Here is a 19024-nt window from a genome sequence, read left to right on the forward strand (position 1 = left end):
TCCTGTAGTACCGGGTACTGCCTGGCCTACAGCAGCCTCTGATCGGCTTCGTGCCGTTCCAGCGCCAGTTCGATCAGGCGCGTGATCAGCGTGGTGTAATCCACGCCACTGGCGCCCCACAGCTTCGGGTACATGCTGATGCGGGTGAAGCCCGGCAGCGTGTTGACCTCGTTGATGACGACGCGGCCATCGCCGGTCAGGAACACATCCACTCTGGCCATGCCGGCGCACTCCAGCGCCTGATACGCCTGCAGGGCGATCTGCCTGATCCGCTGCTGGGTGGCATCATCGATGTCGGCCGGGACCACGACGTCGGCACCGTTCTCGTTGAGGTACTTGGTGTCGTAGGCATAGAACTCGTCGTGCACCACCACTTCGCCACACACGCTGGCCTGCGGCTGCTCGTTGCCGAGCACCGCACATTCGATCTCGCGGCCGGCCACGGCCGCTTCCACCAGAACCTTGTGGTCGTAGCGCAGCGCCCGTTCCAGCGCGGCCGCGAAGCCGGCAGCGTCCTTGACCTTGCTCACCCCCACCGACGAACCCTGGTTGGCCGGCTTCACGAACAGCGGCAGACCGAGCTGGGCGATGACGCCGTCGACATCGATGTTCGCAGCCTGGTGGCGACGGATGCACTGCCAGGGCGCCACCTGCAGGCCGGCATCGCGCAGCAGGCGCTTGGTCACGTCCTTGTCCATGGCCACGGCCGAGCCCAGCACCGGTGAACCGACGAAGGGCAGGTTGGCCATGCGCAGCAGGCCCTGCAGCGCGCCATCCTCACCCAGCGGACCATGCACGATCGGCAGGACAATGTCGATCTGGCCGAGCACGGCAGCCGGATCGGCGGGCTGCAGCTGCGCCTGTCCGGCGCCCGGGTGCACCGCCAGCGCGACGCCGGACCGGTGCAGCGCGATGCGCGCCGGATCATCGGCGTTGAGCAGGAAGCTCCCGGCCTGGCTCAGATGCCATCGGCCCTGCTTGTCGATGCCGATCAGCACCGGCTCGAAGCGCTCGTGGTCGAGTGCGTCGAGGATGTTCTTCGCCGACTGCAGCGAGACTTCGTGCTCGGAGGACGTACCACCGAAAATGATGCCGACCCGGGTCCTGCTCATGGGCAATGCGATGTCCTGGACGTTGCGTGGCCCCACAGCATGGACCTTCCTTCGCCCGGCAGGTGAGGCGGAGATGAACCCGCACCCATCCGCGCTGCCCGGCCCAAGCCCGGCACCCACGAAGGTAGAATGGGGCCATGGCTCTTTCCCTGCTCAAGTCCCTCAAGCCGGTCGCCGGCCGTGCCCTGCAGATCGCCCTGAACCGCGCCCTGGCGCTGGATCCGGATACCCGCCACGCGTTGGCCGGTCTGGATGGCCGCCATATCGATCTGACCCTGGAGGCTCCTGCGCTGGCCATGCGCATCAGCGTTGACGGTGACCAGCTGCGGGTGGGGCCGGTGGATGCGCAGGAAGCCGATCTGGCCGTACGCAGCAGCCTGTCGGGGGTGCTGGCCCAGCTGCCGCTGCTGGCCAATGCCCGGCGCGCCGACAGCACCGGCAAGGGACGCGTGCGCGTGGCCGGCGATGCCGAGTTGGCGCGCCGCCTGCAGCAGCTGGCCAAGGGCTTCGACCCGGACTGGCAGCAGCCGTTCGTCAGCGTGTTCGGCGAGGTGCTGGGCGTACAGGTGGCCAATACACTGCGCGGCGCGCTGCAGCACGCCCGCCAGGGCGTGATCGATCTGGCGCACAGTGCAGCCGAATTCATTACCGAGGAATCGCGCGACGTGGTGCCGCGCGCCGAGCTGGACGCGTTCCACGACGATGTGGATGTGCTGCGCGATGATGTCGAGCGCCTGGGTGCACGCGTGCAGCGCCTGCGGGGTGCGGCATGAAGGCGGTGCTGCGGGCCAGCCGCATCGGCCGGGTGATCCTGCGCTACCGCCTGGATGACCTGCTGCAGGACACGCCGGCCGAACGCTGGCTGCGCCTGGCCAAACCCTTCGTTCCGCGGGCCTCTGCCGACATCGCCGCGCAATCGCGTGGCGCACGCCTGCGCCTGGCGCTGCAGGACCTGGGTCCGATCTTCGTCAAGTTCGGGCAGATCCTGTCGACCCGTCGCGACCTGGTGCCGCCGGACGTGGCCAACGAACTGACCCTGCTGCAGGACCGGGTCAAGCCGTTCGACGGCGACACCGCGCGCCGCATCGTCGAGGACGCGCTGGGCCTGCCGGTCAGCGAAGCCTTTGCCAGCTTCGATACCGAACCGCTGGCGTCGGCCTCGATCGCGCAGGTCCATGCGGCCACGCTGGCCGATGGCCGCCAGGTGGTGGTCAAGGTGCTGCGCCCGGGCATCGAGAAGCAGATCGACGCCGATATCGCCCTGCTCAATTCACTGGCCGCGCTGGTTGAGCGCACCCACCCGCGTGCCGACAAGATCCGCCCGCGCGAAGTCGTGGCGGAAGTGGAGAACACCCTGGCCGCCGAGCTGGACCTGCAGCGCGAAGGCGCCAACGCCAGCGTGCTGCGCCGCTTCTGGGAGAACTCCGACGACCTGTACGTGCCGGAAGTGATCTGGAGCCACACGGCCGAGCGCGCGCTGACCCTGGAGCGCGTGTGGGGCATTCCCTCCGATGACATCGTGGCACTGGACGCCGCCGGGATCGATCGCAAGGCGCTGGCCGCCAAGGGCGTGCGGGTGTTCTACACCCAGGTGTTCCGCGACAACTTCTTCCACGCCGATGCGCATGCCGGCAACATCTGGGTCGACCCCGATCCGGCACGCCGCAGCGATCCGCGCTTCATCGCGCTGGACTTCGGCATCATGGGCCAGCTGTCGCAGGAAGATCAGTACTACCTGGCTGAGAACTTCATGGCCATTTTCAACCGCGACTACCGCCGCATCGCCGAGCTGCACGTGCAGGCGCGCTGGATGCCGGACCACGTGCGCATCGACGACCTGGAAGCGGCGGTGCGGTCGGTGTGCGAGCCGTACTTCACCCGCCCGCTGTCGCAGATCTCGCTGGCGGAAGTGCTGATGAAGCTGTTCCGCGTGGCGCAGCGCTACCAGCTGACGCTGCAGCCGCAGCTGATCCTGCTGCAGAAGACCCTGTTGAACATCGAAGGCGTCGGTCGCCAGCTCGACCCGCAGATCGATATCTGGGCGGTGGCCAAGCCGGTACTGGCGAAGATCCTGCGCGAGCGCTACAGCCCGCGCAGGGTGATGCGCGAGCTCGGCAAGCGCCTGCCGGAAATCATGACCCACGCACCGGACATGCCCCGCCTGGTGCATGCCTGGCTGACCCAGCAGGTGGAGGGACGTCACGAGCTGGCGATGCGCTCGCGCGATCTGGTATCGCTCGATGCCAGCGTGCAGCGCCTGCAGAAGCATGCGGTCGGTGCCATCACCGGCGTCGGCCTGCTTGCCATTGCCGCCTTGATGTACGTGTTGCAGCCGCCCGGCTGGTACTGGGGCGACCTGCCGATGTGGAGCTGGCTGTCGGGCGCGGTGGGTGTGGCCGCATTGGCCCGGGCGTGGTGGAAGTAGCCGGCGTGCTGCAGGCGCTCAAGGACGAATTGGTGCGCTTTGGCGCCGACAACGATGCGCGCGAAAGCGAGCGGGCCCGGCGCATGCTCAACATCACGCCGGATACCGGTGCGCTGCTGTCGCTGCTGGTACGTTTCGGACAGGCCCGGCGCGTGCTGGAGATCGGCACCTCCAACGGCTATTCCACCCTGTGGCTGGCCGAGGCTGCGGCTGCCATTGACGGCCATGTGACCACGCTCGAGTACGCTGCCGACAAGGTGGCCCTGGCCGGCGCGACCTTCGCCCGCAGCGGCCTGCAGGCGCATATCACCCTGGTCCACGCTGACGCTGGGGCGTGGCTGGCGCAGGCGGCCGATGCCAGCATCGACCTGCTGTTCCTCGATTCGGATCGCGAGCAGTACGCTGGCTGGTGGCCGCACCTGCGCCGCGTGCTGCGGCCCGGTGGCCTGCTGGTGGTGGACAACGCGATCTCCCACGCCGAACAGATGGAGCCGCTGCGTGCGGCACTGGTGGCCGATCCTGATGTCAGCGTCAGCCTGGTGCCGGTGGGCAACGGTGAACTGCTCGCACTGCGCAACGTTTGACTGCCTCGCGGCACAAACCCGGGGTGAGATCCCTTTTCCGCAGGAAAAGGGATCTGACCCCATACAGGCCGCCCGTATAATCGCGCGGTGAGCACCGAACCCGATACCCTCGCCGCGGTCGAGACCGACACCGCCCCCCTTCGGCTCCTGCACCTGGATGAACGCCTGGCGGTGGTCGACAAGCCGGCCGGGCTGATGGTCCATGACAGCAAGCTGGCCCGTGGCGAAGATGATTTCCTGGCCGATCGCCTGCGTGAGCAGCTCGGGCGCCCGATCTTTCTGGTGCATCGGCTGGATCGTGCCACCAGTGGCTGCCTGCTGCTGGCCTTCGACCGTGACACCGCCAGTGCGCTGGGCAAGGCCCTGATGGGCGGCGAGGTGGCCAAGGACTACCTGACGATCTGCCGCGGCTGGCCGGCCGAGGCGTCCTGGCGGGTCGACCACGACCTCGACGGCGGCCCCGGAAAACCGGTCAAGAAGCCTGCCATCACCGACTTCCAGTGCCTGGCTACCGGCGAGCTGCCGGTGCCGGTCGGCGAGTTCGCCCGTTCGCGCTATGCGCTGCTGCGCTGCCAGCCGCAGACCGGACGGTTCCGGCAGATCCGCCGGCATCTCAAGCATCTTTCGCACCACATGATCGGCGACACCAGCCACGGCGACGGCCGCCACAACCGCATCTTCCGCATGCAGGGGGTGCATCGCATGCTGCTGCACGCCGAGCGCCTGCGTTTTCCGCATCCCGAGGGCGGCACGGTGGATGTGCGGGCGCCGCTGGACCGGGAATTCCAGAAGGCGCTGGACCTGTTCGGCTGGCGGGTGGAGTGAAGGCAGCGCCGGACCCTGTCCGGCGCCTTCCGCCACGCAGCGGCCGCGCGTGGCACTCGCCGGGCATGGCCCGGCGCTACCGCCTCACTTCTTTTCCGGCTCGTTGACGATCGCTTCCAGATCCTTCTGCAGGTCGGCGAACAGCGGCTGCATGCGCGACTGGATGGCCACCATCACGTTCTGCATCAGCGCCGGGGTCTTGTCGAGCAGACTCTGGCCCGCCGGGCTCTCGTAGAACTCGGCCATCGCCAGCACGTCTTCCTTGCTGAAGGTCTTCTTGTAGAGATCCACGTACATCGGCCGCAGCTGCTGCCATGACAGGGCCTGGCGCAGGGTCTGGCTGGTCCGTGCCTGGATGCGCTTGAGCTGCTCCTGCTGCTGGGCATTGAGCTGGCGCTGCGACGCGACCTGCTGGAACTGCTGCTGCTGCATCGCCTCGATCTGCGGCAGCATGGTGTCGATCATGCTCTGCGCGCGGGAGGCCGACAGCAGGCGGTTGATGTCGCCGTCGGTCGGCGCGGCGGCCAGGACCGGGGCGCTGGCCACGGCAAGCGCCAGCAGAAGGGCAGCACGGCGCAGCAGGGCGGGCAGGGTGGATGCGGAGCGGATCATGCGAAGCTTCCTGCGGTACATGGGACGGCCAGCATACCCGCTGGCAAGGCGAAGGCGGCGTGTTCGGTGCCTGATCGGCGGCATACGGCGCGCGATGCCGCACTCCGCCACGTGGCTGCCGTTACAATGCGCGGATGGGCAGTGGACCGGTCACCATCAGCGCGCAGCTTGAAATCCCCGACGGCGAGATCGTCGAGCGTTTCGTGCGTGCCAGTGGTGCCGGTGGCCAGAACGTCAACAAGGTGTCCACCGCGGTGGAACTGCGTTTCGACGTGGCCAACTCGCCCTCGTTGCCCGAACCGTTGCGCGCGCGCCTGCTGGCGCGGCGTGACCGGCGGATGACCGGCGAAGGCGTGCTGGTCATCGACGCGCAACGCTTCCGGACCCAGGATCGCAATCGCGAGGATGCGCGCGAGCGGCTGGCGGCCTTCATCCAGGCCGGGTTGAGCGTGCCCAAACCGCGCAAGGCCACCAAGCCGACCCTCGGGTCGAAACTGCGTCGTCTGGACGCCAAACGCGGGCGCGCGCAGATCAAGCGCGGGCGCTCCTCACGTGACTGGGAGTGATTGCTTGAACAACCCGACTCCGTTGCTGCCGGCCATCCCGCCGAACATGCCGCAGGTCAGATCCAACCCGTTCCTGCGCTGGCTGGCGCGCTGCACCCTGCGCATGGGCGGCTGGAAGGTGGTCGGCACCCTGCCGGACATCCCGAAGCTGGTCTTCATCATCGCCCCGCACTCGTCCAACTGGGACGGGTTCTGGGGCATGGCGGCCAAGATCGCACTGGGCATGAAGGTCAAGGTGCTGGGCAAGGCGTCGCTGTTCTGGTGGCCGCTGGGCCCGCTGCTGCACCGGCTGGGCGTGATCCCGCTGGACCGCAGCTCGCCGCAGGGAACCGTCGGCCAGGCCGTGGACCTGATCCGCAACAACGACAGGATGTGGTTCGCGATCACCCCGGAAGGCACCCGCAAGGCGGTCAAGGAATGGAAGGCCGGATTCCTGAAGATCGCGCGGATGGCCGACGTGCCGATCCTGACCGCCTATTTCCATTATCCGGAGAAGGTCATCGGCGTCGGTCCGCTGTTCCATCCCACCGGCGATGACGTGGCCGACATGGCCGCCATCCGCGAGTTCTACCGGCCCTGGATCGGCAAGACCCGCGGCACGGTCTGAGCCGGCCGCCAGTGAAGGTCCAGAGGCCACGTCCGGCACATGCCGGGCGAGCACGACAGGAGTAGGGTGGACGGCCGGCATCCCATCCCGTCTGCCCAAGGAGCGTTTTACATGTCGCGTACCGTAGTCCTGGCCGCCGCCATCAGCCTGGCGCTGGCGGCCTGTTCCGGCAAGGAGTCCACCCCCGTGTCCGCAGCCCAGAATACCCCGGCCCAGCAGCCGGCCGATGCCTCCACCAACCCGCTGCTGAGCGCCAGCACGTTGCCGTTCCAGGCGCCGCCGTTCGACAAGATCAAGGACAGCGACTACCTGCCGGCGTTCGAGGAAGGCATGCGCCAGCACCTGGCCGACGTGCGCAAGATCGCCGACAACAGCGAGCCGGCCACCTTCGACAACACCATCGTGGCGATGGAGCGCAGCGGTGAGACCCTGACCCGCGTGTCGCGCATCTTCTTCGGCCTGGTGCAGGCCGATACCAACGATGCGCGCCAGAAGATCCAGGAAGAAGTCGCGCCGAAACTGGCCGCGCACCAGGACGAGATCAGCCTCGACCCGAAGCTGTTCGCACGCGTGAAGTCGCTGTACGACCAGCGTGACACGCTGGGCCTGGACCCGGTGCAGAAGCGCCTGGTCGAGCATTACTACGACGGCCTGGTGCGTGCCGGTGCGCAGCTGTCCGACGCCGACAAGGCCAGCCTGCGCAAGCTCAACGTGGAAGAGACCACGCTTTCCACCCAGTTCCATACCCGCCTGGTCGCCGCCACCGCTGCCGCTGCCGTCATCGTGGACGACAAGGCCAAGCTGGCCGGCCTGGATGAGAACGCGATCAACACCGCAGCTGCCGATGCGAAGGCGCGCAAGCTTGACGGCAAGTTCCTGCTGCCGCTGCAGAACACCACCCAGCAGCCGGTGCTTGGTTCGCTGAGCGACCGCGACCAGCGCGCCGCCGTGCTCAAGGCCTCGGAAACCCGCGCCGAGCGCGGTGATGCCAACGATACCCGCCAGACCGTGCAGCGCCTGGCCCAGCTGCGTGCGCAGAAGGCCAAGCTGCTGGGTTTCGACACCTTCGCCGACTACCAGCTGGGCGACCAGATGGCCAAGACCCCGGCCGCCGCGCTGAAGCTGCTGACCGACACCGTGCCGGCTGCCACCGCCAAGGCACGTGCCGAAGCCGGCGAGATCCAGAAGGTGATCGACGCGCAGAAGGGCGGTTTCCAGGTTGCGGCCTCGGACTGGGACTTCTACGCCGAGCAGGTGCGCAAGGCCAAGTACGATCTGGATGAGTCGCAGATCAAGCCCTATTTCGAGCTGGACAACGTGCTGCAGAACGGCGTCTTCTACGCCGCCACCCAGCTGTACGGCATCACCTTCAAGCCACGTACCGACATTCCGACCTACCACCCGGACATGAAGGTGTACGAAGTGTTCGACAAGGACGGCACCTCGCTGGCCCTGTTCTACACCGACTACTTCAAGCGTGACAGCAAGTCCGGCGGCGCGTGGATGGACGTGTTCGTCGAGCAGGATGGCCTGACCGGCGCCAAGCCGGTGGTCTACAACGTCTGCAACTTCACCAAGCCGGCCGAAGGCCAGCCGGCGCTGTTGAGCTTCGACGACGTCACCACCCTGTTCCACGAGTTCGGCCACGCCCTGCACGGCATGTTCTCGAACGTGAAGTACCCCTCGATCGCCGGCACGGCCACCTCGCGCGATTTCGTCGAGTTCCCGTCGCAGTTCAACGAGCACTGGGCGCTGGATCCGAAGGTGTTCGCCAACTACGCCAAGAACTACAAGACCGGCGAGCCGATGCCGCAGGAACTGGTCGACAAGATCCTCAAGGCGCGCAGCTTCAACCAGGGCTACGCCACCACCGAGTACCTGTCGGCTGCGCTGCTGGACCTGGCCTGGCACACGCAGAAGGCCGACGCGCCGCTGCAGGATGTCGGAGCCTTCGAAGCCAGCGCGCTGAAGAAGTTCAAGGTCGATCTGCCGCAGGTTCCGCCGCGCTACCGCACCACCTACTTCGACCACATCTGGGGCGGTGGTTACTCGGCCGGCTACTACGCCTACTTCTGGGCGGAAGTGCTCGACCATGACGCCTTCCAGTGGTTCACCGAGAACGGTGGCCTGACCGCGGCCAATGGCCAGCAATTCCGCGACAAGATCCTCTCGCGCGGCAACAGCGTGGAGCTGTCGACCCTGTACCGCGATTTCCGCGGCAAGGACCCGTCGGTGGAGCCGCTGCTGAAGTTCCGCGGGCTGAAGTAAGAAAGCGAAAACGGCGGGGGCGACCCCGCCGTTTTTCTTTCTGTAGCGTCGAGCCATGCTCGCCGTTCTTCTGTAGAGCCGAGCCCATGCTCGGCTGATTTTTCCTGGAAAGGCAGCCGAGCATGGGCTCGGCTCTACAAACAGCGTTACGTCCCCACGTGCACCCTGTTCGCCTGTTCGGCAAGGCCCAGGTGATCCAGCGCGATATCCAGCGCCAGCACGTAGCTCTGCGCGCCATAGCCGGCGGCGATGCCCAGGCGCTGGCCGATGCCGGCCGGCAGACAGGGCTCAGCCACCGCGCCGTCGTCATGCACCTCCACGTAGGCGTTGTGCAGATAGGGCAGCAGGCGCTGCAGACGCAGGCTGCCGGCACACGCGCCGGGATCGAGCAATGTCACTTCGCCGCGGCTGTGATCGGCCACGCGCAGGGCATCCAGCAGTTCCTGTTCCGAACCGCAGGCACGGATGGCCACGCTGGTGCCGGCATCGATCGCACGGTGTACCAGCGACTTCAGTACCGGTGCCGGCAGCGGCAGTGCGGTACGGATCAATGTGCCGGCCGCTTCCGGGCCGCGGATGATGAAGATCGACATGGCTCAGCCCTCCTGCGCCAGGCGGCGGCCGACGATGGCCAGCGACAGCGGATAACCGGCCTGCTGGCTGCGCTGGTCGACCACCACCGCGGCCGGCCCATGCTGCAGGCGCAGGCGCGCGTCCAGGCCGGGTTCGCGGGCGCTCTGCAGTTCGATGTACTGCGCCGGCAGCCGCTCCAGGGCGGCCTGCAGCGCGCTGCCCTCGGCCTGCCATTGCGCCTCGTCGGCCACGCCCACGTCCAGCAGTACCCAGTCGGCCGAGCGCGCCTGCGGCTGGCACAGGCACTGGCGCACTTCGGACAGGCTGGCGCAGTCGCTGCACAGCACGCGGTGGCCGGACAACTGCGCCGGCAGCTGCGGACGCGGTGCCGATGAAGAGGCGTGGCGGATCACCAGGAGGGTCATACAACACCTTGCGGAAAGCGCCGTTCGGCGCGGTGGGCAGACGATGCGCGCTGTGCCCGTAAAGGTGCGATGCCGGGCGCCGGGCCCGGGCGTAAAACCTGCGTAACCCTGCATCGGCAGCGCCGCGCCATGCCCGGCGAGCACATGGCGCGGCCGTTCCAACACTCCGCCGGGCATGGCCCGGCGCGACCGGGAACCTCTTGCACCCGGATGGGGTCTGAAGACCCTGCCACCCCATCGGAACCTGACATGGATGCTGTTGCCCGACCGCCGCTCCCGCAACGCGCTCTCGCCTGGCTGAAGAAGGAGGCGCTGCCGCTGCTGCTCATGCTGGGTCTGCTCGCCGCCGCCCGCGACACCCTCGCCAATCATTACGTGGTGCCCAGTGGCTCGATGCAGCCGACCCTGCAGCCCGGTGACCGGGTGGTGGTGGACATGCGTGCCTATGGCCTGCGCCTGCCGTTCACCAACACGTCCCTGCTGTCCACCGGCCAGCCGCAGCGCGGCGAGGTGGCGGTATTCGATTCGCCTGCCGACGGCACCCGCCTGATCAAGCGGGTCGCCGCCGTGGCCGGCGACCACGTGCAACTGCACGAGGGCCACCTGAGCATCAATGGCCACCCGCTGCAGATGGCCGAGCTGCAGGACGTGGAGGCCTTCGGCAGCCGCCGTGCGCGCCTGGACCTGGACATGGGCGGTGGTCCCGACATTGCGGATCTGGTGGTACCGGCCGGCAAGCTGCTGGTACTGGGGGATCATCGCGGCAACAGTTTCGATGGCCGCTTCTTCGGCTTCGTCGACGCCGACAAGGTCTACGGGCGCGCGGTGGCCGTCTACTACCGCCGTGGCGAGGGCTTCCAGTGGCAGCACCTGTGAGCTGAATCGATACGTCAGGGATATCAATCCTGACTTTTCAGGTTATGGATCGACTGGATGGACGGGCCTACTCTGGGGCCCGTTCCCTCCCACCCCGGCCGCCCCTACGGCCCTTCGATCCCATGACTGGCGAAACCGCCGCGGCCCCCGAACGTCGCTTCCCTCCTGCCGATTCCAGCCCCGAGACGCGCATCCAGCAGGGCACGCCAGCGTTCCGCCGCACGGCGGTCGCGCTGTTCCTGGCCGGCTTCTCCACCTTTGGCCTGCTGTACACGGTGCAGCCGTTGCTGCCCGAGTTCAGCCGCCACTTCGGCGTCTCCGCCGCCGGCAGCGCGATGTCGCTGTCACTGACCACCGGCACGCTGGCCGTGGCGATGCTGCTGGCCGGGCTGCTGTCCGACGCCGTGGGCCGCAGGCCGTTGATGATCGTCGCCCTGCTGGCCTCGGCCGTCCTCTCGCTGAGTACCGCCCTGGTCGATGACTGGACCACGCTGCTGGTGCTGCGCACCCTGCTGGGCCTGGCCCTGAGTGGCGTGCCGGCGGTGGCGATGACCTATCTGGTCGAAGAAATGGACAGCCGCGCACTGGGCCTGGCGATGGGCCTGTACATCGGCGGCAACGCGATCGGTGGCATGAGCGGGCGCCTGCTCGCCGGCATCATCGCCGACCATTGGGGGTGGCGCTGGGGCATCGGCGTGGTCTCGATCATCGCCGTGGCCAGCACCGTGTTGCTGTGGCTGCAGCTGCCGCCATCGCGGCATTTCCAGGCCCGTCGCGGCGGCCTGCGCCAGCTGCCGTCGCGCTGGCGCACGTTGTTCGCCGATCCCGGCCTGCCGTGGCTGTTCGCCACCTCCTTCGTGTTGATGGGCGTATTCGTCACCCTCTACAACTACCTCGGCTATCACCTGCTGGCGCCGCCGTACCACCTCAGCCAGACCGTGGTCGGGCTGATCTTCAGCGTCTACCTGGTCGGTACGTTCAGCTCGGCATGGATGGGCCAACAGGCCACGCGGTACGGCCGTGGGCGCGTCCTGTCGATCTCCTTCGTGCTTATCGGTGCCGGCATCGCGCTGCTGGCGATGCCGTGGCTGACCACGATGGCGCTGGGCATCGCGCTGGTGACCTTCGGCTTCTTCGGCGGTCATTCGGTCGCCAGCAGCTGGGTCGGCAGCCGGGCGGGCATGATGCGCGCGGAAGCCTCGGCACTGTATCTGTTCGCCTACTACCTGGGGTCGAGCGTGCTGGGCGGTGTGGGCGGGCTTGCCTACGCCGCGTGGGACTGGCTGGGGGTGTGCGCGTTCGCGGCAGTGCTGACCCTGCTTGGCGGTGGCATCGTCTGGGCGTTGCAGCAGCGCGCCCCGCAGCCGGTGACGGCCTGATGCTCGCCGGGCATGGCCCGGCGCTACCGTTTCGACCCTGACCGGGTAGCGCCGGGCCATGCCCGGCGAGCGCGCAGCGCGGCGCTTCACTCTTCGGCGAATGCGCCGCGCAGCAGGCCGGCGAAGTTGCGGATCAGCGGCGTCACTCCCTCACGGCGCCATGCCAGCTGCACTTCCGAGTGCGCGCCGGCATCGGCCAGCGCGACAAAGCGCGCGCCTTCCACCCGGATGTGGTCGCACGAGGACGGCAGGATCGCCGCACCCAGGCCAGCCGCCGCCAGGCTGATCAGCGTGGACGCCTCACCGGCTTCCTGCACGATGCGTGGAGTGAATCCGGCAGCCGCGCACAGCGCGATCATGTGGTCATGGATGCCGGCGCCGGCACTGCGTCGAAAGGCCACGAACGGTTCCTGCGCGAACGCACGCAGCGACAGCGTTCCCTGTTCCGGGAGCCGGCGCAGGGCAGGGTGGTCGGCATGCACGATCAACGCCAGCGGATCGACGAACAGGCTGTGCGCAACCAGTTCCGGCGGCAGCGCGCGCTTGCGGATGATGCCCACGTCCAGTGAACCGTCGAGCAGGGCGTCGATCTGCTGCAGCGTGTTCATCTCGCTCAGTTGCAGCCGCACCTGCGGATACTGCTGGCGGTAGCGCAGGATCGAGCGCGGAATCTGCGGCGACAGCGGTGTGGCCCGGGTCAGCCCGATATGCAGCTCACCCTGTTCGCCGCGCTGTGCGCGCTGCACCTCGTCCACTGCCGTCTCCACCTGCTGCACGATGGCCCGCGCGCGCTCCTGCAGCAGTTCACCGGCAGGCGTCAGCTGCACGCGGCGATGGCTGCGCACGAACAGGCGCGCCCCGATCAGGTCCTCCAGCTGGCGGATCTGCTGGCTGAGCGGCGGCTGCGACATGCCCAGCCGCTCGGCCGCCTGGCCGAAGTGCAGGGTCTCGGCAACGGCAAGGAAATAGCGCAGGTGGCGCAGTTCGATGGACATGCGCCTAGTCTATTCATCGCCGGCCGGAAATGAATCAGAGGTTGGATCCGACCCCGTGCCGACCAACGGTCGGCACCCGCCAACAGCAGCTGGCACTAAACAGCAGAGGGAAACTGTCGAAGGCGGGGTGGGTCCGGTTGCGGGGGTGTGAGCGGCATGGATGCCGCGACCAAGCCCCCATGGACGGGTTTACGGCGTCCCCCGCAACCGGACCCACCCCGCCGTCCCACACATAGCCAGCTGTTGCCGTTGCTTCGGCTTGAGGCTTCGGCAGATGCAGGGCGGCAGCCCTGCAAACCAGAACCCCCTCACCGCTCGGAATGCCCGCTCTGGTCGTAATCGCGCGGACTGAACAGTTCCGGCTGGATCAGCTCGATGAACGCTCGTGCCTGCGCCGACAGCGCCTTGCCGCGGCGCACGATCACGCCATAGCTGCGCTCCGGGAACCAGCGCTTCATCGACCGCGCCGCCAGCCGCTCGTGGTCGGCCTCGTTCAGGCACAGCGCCGGCACGATGGAAATACCCATGCCCATCGCCACGTACTGCTTGATTACTTCCCAGCCGCCCACCTCGAGGGCGACGGTGTACGCGATGCGATGGCGCTGGAACACCTGGTCGACCAGACGGTAGGTGATCTGCCGCTTCGGCGGCAGCACCAGCGGATAGCGGGCGATGTCGGCCAGCTCCAGCTCCGCGCCCCGGGCCAGCGGATGGTCATGCGGCGCGATCAGCACCTGCTCGAAACGATAGGCCGGGGCGTAGCTGAGGTCGGCGGGCACGTCGGTCATCGAGCCGATGGCAAGGTCAGCGGCGTCCTCGCGCAGCAGGTCGGTGCCGTCCGCGCTGATCGCGTTGTGCAGGGTCAGGCGCACGTCCGGGTGATGCATGCGGAAGCGCTCGACGATCTTCGGCAGCAGGTACAGGATGGTCGAACTGTTGGCCGCGATGTTCAGTTCGCCCGCATCCAGCCCGCGCACCTTGTCGCGGAAGCGCGCCTCCAGCCCGTCCAGGCTCTCCACCAGCGGTTGCGCCATTTCGTACAGCAGCTGGCCCTCGCGGCTGGGCACCAGGCGGCGGCCGCTGCGCTCGAACAGCGGTACGCCCAGCTCCCGCTCCAGCGCCTGCAATTGCAGGCTGATGGCCGGCTGGCTGACGAAAAGCGCCTCAGCCGCCCGTGAGACTGAACCCAGACGCACGGTCTGGCAGAACGCACGCAAGGGCTTCAGGCGGTCGGATTTGTAGGAAAAACGAGGACTTGGCGAGCTGCGCGTGGTCATGGCGTAACGAGTATTAGCACAATTTATGTAAAGCATTGCAAAAACTGTTTTGCCAAATACTGAGCGCCAGCGGCACGGTGGAGACGTTCCCCACTGCTGGAGTCGTCCCATGTCCGCCGTCGCTTCCGCTGTTCCCTCCCCCGCCACCAAGGCCACGCCCGGCATCGCCCTGGCGACCCGGGTGGCCGGCCAGGACACCCTGCTGCCGGCGCCGCTGCTGGCCCTGCTGGTGTCGCTGCACCGGGCGGTGGAGCCGGGTCGGCAGGCGCGGCTGCAGGCTCGCCGTGAGCGCCAGGCGTTCTTCGACCGCGGCGGCCTGCCGGACTTCCGTGAGGACACCGCCGCGATCCGCAGCGGCGACTGGACCGTCGCACCGCTGCCGGCCGCGCTGCAGGACCGCCGCGTCGAGATCACCGGCCCGACCGATCCGAAGATGGTCATCAACGCGCTGAACTCCGGCGCCAAGGTGTTCATGGCCGACTTCGAGGATTCGACCTCGCCGACCTGGCGCAACCTGCTGGCCGGGCAGCAGTCGCTGGCCGCTGCGGTGCGTGGTGACCTGGAGTTCACCGCGGCCAACGGCAAGCACTACACCCTGCGCCCGTACGACGAGCAGGCCGTGCTGATCGTGCGCCCGCGTGGCTGGCATCTGGACGAGAAGCACGTCCGCATCGATGGCCAGTTCCTGGCCGGTGGGCTGTTCGACGCGGCGGTGTTCGCCTTCCACAACGCCCGCACGCTGCAGCGCAAGGATCGTGGCCCGTACTTCTACCTGCCCAAGCTGCAGAGCATGGAAGAGGCGGCCCTGTGGGAGACCGCGCTGTCGCACATCGAAGGCATGCTGGGCCTGCCGCACGGGCAGATCAAGGTGACCGTGCTGATCGAAACGCTGCCGGCGGTGTTCGAGATGGACGAGATCCTGCACGCGCTGCGCGACCGCATCGTCGGCCTGAACTGCGGGCGCTGGGACTACATCTTCTCTTACCTGAAGACCTTCCGCCGCCACGCCGACCGCGTGCTGCCCGAGCGCGGCCAGGTGACCATGACCCAGCCGTTCCTGAAGGCGTATTCGGAACTGCTGATCCAGACGTGCCACCGCCGGGGGGCACATGCGATGGGCGGCATGGCGGCGCAGATTCCGATCAACAACGACGCCGCTGCCAACGAGCAGGCGATGGCGCGTGTGCGTGCCGACAAGCTGCGCGAGGTGAGTGCAGGCCATGACGGCACCTGGGTCGCGCATCCGGCGTTGATTCCGGTGGCGATGGCGATCTTCGACGAGCACATGCCTGCGCCCAACCAGCACCACGTCCTGCGTCAGGACGTGCGCGTGGGCCGCGACGAACTGATCGCGCGTCCGCCGGGCACCATCACCCGCGCCGGCTTCGAGGGCAATGTCGAAGTCTGCGTGCGCTACCTGGCCGCGTGGCTGGACGGCAACGGTTGCGTGCCCATCCATCACCTGATGGAAGACGCGGCCACCGCCGAGATCAGCCGCAGCCAGTTGTGGCAGTGGCTGCATACCCCGGGCCAGCAGCTGGACGACGGCACTGCCATCGACTTGGCACTGCTCGACACCACCCTGGCGCAGTTGCCCGCACGCCTGGGTGATACCACGGCGCTGCCCGGCGGCGCGCGCATCGGCGAAGCCATCGCCCTGCTTGGCGAACTGAGCCGCAACGATGAACTGACCGACTTCCTGACCCTGCCGGCCTACGCGCGCATCGACTGATCCCCGCGCCCGTTTCCACGCCGCTTCCCTTCCCGCTGCACGCACCACTGAACTGGAGATAGACATGAGCACCCTGCCCACTGCCGAACAGATCCAGCACGACTGGGATACCAACCCGCGCTGGGAAGGCATCCAGCGCAACTACAGCGCCGCCGACGTGGTGCGCCTGCGCGGCACTGTCCATATCGAGCATTCGCTGGCCCGGCTGGGCGCGGAGAAGCTGTGGAAGTCGCTGCACGAGCGCGAGTTCGTCAACGCGCTGGGCGCACTGACCGGCAACCAGGCCATGCAGCAGGTCAAGGCCGGCCTGAAGGCCATCTACCTGTCCGGCTGGCAGGTGGCGGCCGATGCCAACCTGGCCGGGCAGATGTATCCGGACCAGTCGCTGTATCCGGCCGATTCGGTGCCGGCGGTGGTCAAGCGCATCAACAACACGCTGCTGCGCGCCGACCAGCTGCATCACGCTGAAGGCAAGGACGACATCGATTTCCTGCAGCCGATCGTGGCTGATGCCGAGGCCGGCTTCGGTGGCGTGCTCAATGCCTTTGAACTGATGAAGGCGATGATCGAAGCCGGCGCCGCGGGCGTGCATTTCGAGGACCAGCTGGCATCGGTGAAGAAGTGCGGCCACATGGGCGGCAAGGTGCTGGTGCCGACCCGCGAGGCCATCGAGAAGCTCAACGCCGCGCGGCTGGCGGCCGATGTGCTGGGTGTGCCGACCCTGCTGGTGGCGCGCACCGACGCAGAAGCGGCCGACCTGCTGACCAGTGACATCGACGGCAACGATAAGCCGTTCACCACCGGCGAGCGCACCGTCGAAGGCTTCTACAAGACCCGCAACGGCCTGGAACAGGCCATCAGCCGCGGCCTGGCCTATGCACCGTATGCCGATCTGGTGTGGTGCGAGACCGGCAAGCCGGACCTGGAGTTCGCGCGCAGGTTCGCCGAAGCCATCCATGCGAAGTTCCCCGGCAAGCTGCTGGCCTACAACTGCTCGCCGAGCTTCAACTGGAAGAAGAACCTGGACGACGCCACCATCGCCAAGTTCCAGAAGGAGCTGGGCAGCTATGGCTACAAGTTCCAGTTCATCACCCTGGCCGGTTTCCACGCGCTGAACTACGGCATGTTCAACCTGGCCCACGGTTACGCGCGCCGGCAGATGAGCGCCTTCGTCGAGTTGCAGGAGGCGGAGTTCGAAGCGGCCGAGCGCGGCTTCACCGCGGTCAAGCACCAGCGCGAGGTCGGCACCGGTTACTTCGACGCGGTCACCCAGGCGATCCAGCAGGGACAGTCCTCCACCACCGCGCTGACCGGTTCGACCGAAGAAGAGCAGTTCCACAGCGAACGCGCGGCCTGATCCAACGGTGGCCGTGCGATCGGCTGCCGACACCGCTCAGGGTGGCCAGGGAAGGGCCAGACAACGCCGGCCGGTCGGGGGACCTGCCGGCGTTGTTGTATCCCCTCGGCCCGGTCCCGCATGGCATCCGCGTCAATCGGGCGCACGCCTCGCCACGCAACTTGGCCCAAACCCTGTGAAGACGGGCATCAGCTTGATCCGGCAGGAATTTTTACGGACAGTCGTGCTCCCAAGGTGCAGCCCCCGGTCTCCACGCACCTACCGGCTGTCGATTCGTAAAAATGAGATAGGGCGCACACTTTAAAGCGGTGCTATGCTCCGCGGCTCACCAGGGGACGCTGGCGGCGGGTGCAGGGAATGACCGGCAGGGGTGCGGCCGAGAACACTGATGCAACGACCGGTATCGCCCATGTGGCGATGGCCGAGATCGTGCATGCGCTGCTGTCCGATGCCGAGGTCGCATTGTTCGCCAGATTCGGCCGGCCGCGCCGGCTCGAAGCCGGGCAGTGGCTGTTCCAGCGCGGCCATCGTGGCGAGCGCATGTATGTGATCCTGGAAGGCCGGATCGAACTGGATTTCGGCGAGGATCTGGTGATCAAGGTCCTCGGCCACCAGGAGTTCTTCGGCGAGCTGGGCCTGCTGGTCGGCGATCACCTGCGCAGTGCCGGTGCACGTGCGCTGGTCGATTGCCAGGTGCTGGAACTGGGGCCGGCCGATTTCCAGCGTCTGGTCGATGCCGATCCAGGGCTGGTGGCCTACTTCCTGCGCCGTACGATCATGCGCGTGCTGACCAACGAGCAGGCCCTGATCAGCCAGCTGCGGCGCCGCAACCACGATCTGGAAACGGCGCTCGACAATCTGTACATCACCACCCACCAGCTCACGCACACCCGTGAGCTGGTGCGTACCGACGAACTGACCGGGCTGCACAACCGCCGCGGGCTGACCCTGTACCTGCAGGAGTGCCGGGCCGATGGGCAGGGCGCACCGCAGGGCCTGCTGCTGATCGATTGTGATCGCTTCAAGCAGATCAACGACCGGCACGGTCACCAGGCCGGCGACCGGGTGCTGCAGAGCATGGGCAACATCCTGCGCTCGATGGCCGGCGAACACGACCTGGCCTGCCGCCTGGGCGGCGATGAGTTCTGCCTCATCCTGCGGCGCGGCACCCACGAAATCGTGCAGCATGCCGCCGAGTTCATCCTCAGCGCGGTGCATGGTCTACTCGAACGCAGCCATGGCACGCCCCATGTGAGCCTGGTGAGCATCGGCGCCAGCCTGCTGGCGCCGGATGCGGACTGGAGCGAGTGGTATGCGCGTGCGGACCGAGCGCTGTACCAGGCCAAGCGCGATGGCGGCAACTGCCTGCGCTGGGTGGACGCGCCGGACGGGCACTAGAGCGGAGACACCG

The 19024-nt window shown here is 67.5% G+C and carries 18 protein-coding genes; 12 read left to right on the forward strand and 6 right to left on the reverse strand.

Annotation, left to right across the window (positions count from 1 at the left end; translation table 11 throughout):
* Positions 1-26: 26 nt before the first annotated feature.
* Positions 27-1112 carry a D-alanine--D-alanine ligase gene (gene ddlA / locus AC5P5M_RS15035; protein ID WP_481526354.1) on the reverse strand — a complete coding sequence of 362 codons (1086 nt, stop codon included), beginning with the start codon at positions 1110-1112 and terminating at the stop codon, positions 27-29.
* Between the two features lie 137 nt (positions 1113-1249).
* On the opposite strand from ddlA, the gene AC5P5M_RS15040 reads away from it, so the two are divergent.
* From AC5P5M_RS15040 to AC5P5M_RS15055, 4 genes are all read left to right on the forward strand, one after another.
* Positions 1250-1885, forward strand: coding sequence for a ubiquinone biosynthesis accessory factor UbiJ (locus AC5P5M_RS15040; protein ID WP_053518430.1), 636 nt, complete (start codon positions 1250-1252; stop codon positions 1883-1885).
* A complete protein-coding gene (gene ubiB / locus AC5P5M_RS15045) occupies positions 1882-3537 on the forward strand; it encodes a ubiquinone biosynthesis regulatory protein kinase UbiB (protein ID WP_065174173.1) in 1656 nt (551 codons plus the stop codon). The genes AC5P5M_RS15040 and ubiB overlap by 4 nt, the downstream gene beginning before the upstream one ends.
* 5 nt (positions 3538-3542) lie before the next feature.
* Complete coding sequence (locus AC5P5M_RS15050) at positions 3543-4121, forward strand: O-methyltransferase (protein WP_495206124.1); 579 nt, start codon at positions 3543-3545, stop codon at positions 4119-4121.
* Between the two features lie 87 nt (positions 4122-4208).
* Complete coding sequence (locus tag AC5P5M_RS15055) at positions 4209-4946, forward strand: pseudouridine synthase (protein WP_053518434.1); 738 nt, start codon at positions 4209-4211, stop codon at positions 4944-4946.
* 84 nt (positions 4947-5030) lie between these two features.
* Here AC5P5M_RS15055 and AC5P5M_RS15060 read toward each other — a convergent pair whose 3' ends face one another.
* Entirely contained in the window at positions 5031-5558 is a 528-nt protein-coding gene (locus AC5P5M_RS15060; protein WP_065174175.1) for a DUF2059 domain-containing protein, read from the reverse strand.
* Positions 5559-5692: 134 nt separating this feature from the next.
* Between AC5P5M_RS15060 and arfB the strand changes: the two genes are divergently transcribed.
* The 3 genes from arfB to dcp all read left to right on the forward strand — a co-directional run bounded on the left by arfB (position 5693) and on the right by dcp (position 8999).
* Positions 5693-6124, forward strand: a complete 432-nt coding sequence (gene arfB / locus AC5P5M_RS15065) for an alternative ribosome rescue aminoacyl-tRNA hydrolase ArfB (RefSeq protein WP_005420755.1) — start codon at positions 5693-5695, stop codon at positions 6122-6124.
* 4 nt (positions 6125-6128) lie between these two features.
* Positions 6129-6731, forward strand: a complete 603-nt coding sequence (locus tag AC5P5M_RS15070) for a lysophospholipid acyltransferase family protein (protein WP_053518437.1) — start codon at positions 6129-6131, stop codon at positions 6729-6731.
* A gap of 111 nt (positions 6732-6842) precedes the next feature.
* Positions 6843-8999, forward strand: coding sequence for a peptidyl-dipeptidase Dcp (gene dcp / locus AC5P5M_RS15075; RefSeq protein WP_065174176.1), 2157 nt, complete (start codon positions 6843-6845; stop codon positions 8997-8999).
* Positions 9000-9145: 146 nt separating this feature from the next.
* Here dcp and AC5P5M_RS15080 read toward each other — a convergent pair whose 3' ends face one another.
* Both AC5P5M_RS15080 and AC5P5M_RS15085 read right to left on the reverse strand, forming a co-directional pair.
* Positions 9146-9592 (reverse strand): hypothetical protein, encoded by a 447-nt coding sequence (locus AC5P5M_RS15080; protein WP_053518439.1) that lies wholly within the window; start codon positions 9590-9592, stop codon positions 9146-9148.
* 3 nt (positions 9593-9595) lie between these two features.
* On the reverse strand, positions 9596-9997 hold the full coding sequence (locus AC5P5M_RS15085; protein ID WP_065174177.1) for a hypothetical protein: 402 nt from the start codon (positions 9995-9997) through the stop codon (positions 9596-9598).
* Positions 9998-10246: 249 nt separating this feature from the next.
* Here AC5P5M_RS15085 and lepB point away from each other — a divergent pair, with 249 nt between their 5' ends.
* Entirely contained in the window at positions 10247-10873 is a 627-nt protein-coding gene (gene lepB / locus AC5P5M_RS15090; protein ID WP_495206098.1) for a signal peptidase I, read from the forward strand.
* 122 nt (positions 10874-10995) lie between these two features.
* Positions 10996-12252 (forward strand): MFS transporter, encoded by a 1257-nt coding sequence (locus AC5P5M_RS15095; RefSeq protein WP_495206099.1) that lies wholly within the window; start codon positions 10996-10998, stop codon positions 12250-12252.
* An 86-nt stretch (positions 12253-12338) separates the two neighbouring features.
* Here AC5P5M_RS15095 and AC5P5M_RS15100 read toward each other — a convergent pair whose 3' ends face one another.
* Both AC5P5M_RS15100 and AC5P5M_RS15105 read right to left on the reverse strand, forming a co-directional pair.
* A complete protein-coding gene (locus AC5P5M_RS15100; protein WP_053520468.1) occupies positions 12339-13247 on the reverse strand; it encodes a LysR family transcriptional regulator in 909 nt (302 codons plus the stop codon).
* 308 nt (positions 13248-13555) lie between these two features.
* The gene (locus AC5P5M_RS15105) at positions 13556-14524 is read right to left on the reverse strand and encodes a LysR family transcriptional regulator (protein ID WP_164151111.1); all 969 of its coding nucleotides are present in this window, start codon (positions 14522-14524) and stop codon (positions 13556-13558) included.
* Between the two features lie 109 nt (positions 14525-14633).
* On the opposite strand from AC5P5M_RS15105, the gene aceB reads away from it, so the two are divergent.
* The 3 genes from aceB (at position 14634) to AC5P5M_RS15120 (ending at position 19011) form a co-directional block, all read left to right on the forward strand.
* Positions 14634-16256, forward strand: a complete 1623-nt coding sequence (gene aceB / locus AC5P5M_RS15110) for a malate synthase A (protein ID WP_180876417.1) — start codon at positions 14634-14636, stop codon at positions 16254-16256.
* A 64-nt stretch (positions 16257-16320) separates the two neighbouring features.
* Positions 16321-17613 (forward strand): isocitrate lyase, encoded by a 1293-nt coding sequence (gene aceA / locus AC5P5M_RS15115; protein ID WP_053518608.1) that lies wholly within the window; start codon positions 16321-16323, stop codon positions 17611-17613.
* Positions 17614-17970: 357 nt separating this feature from the next.
* Positions 17971-19011, forward strand: coding sequence for a GGDEF domain-containing protein (locus AC5P5M_RS15120; RefSeq protein WP_053518607.1), 1041 nt, complete (start codon positions 17971-17973; stop codon positions 19009-19011).
* Positions 19012-19024 lie beyond the last annotated feature (13 nt).

The organism is Stenotrophomonas sp. YJH_SMC_106-19 (assembly GCF_059368375.1).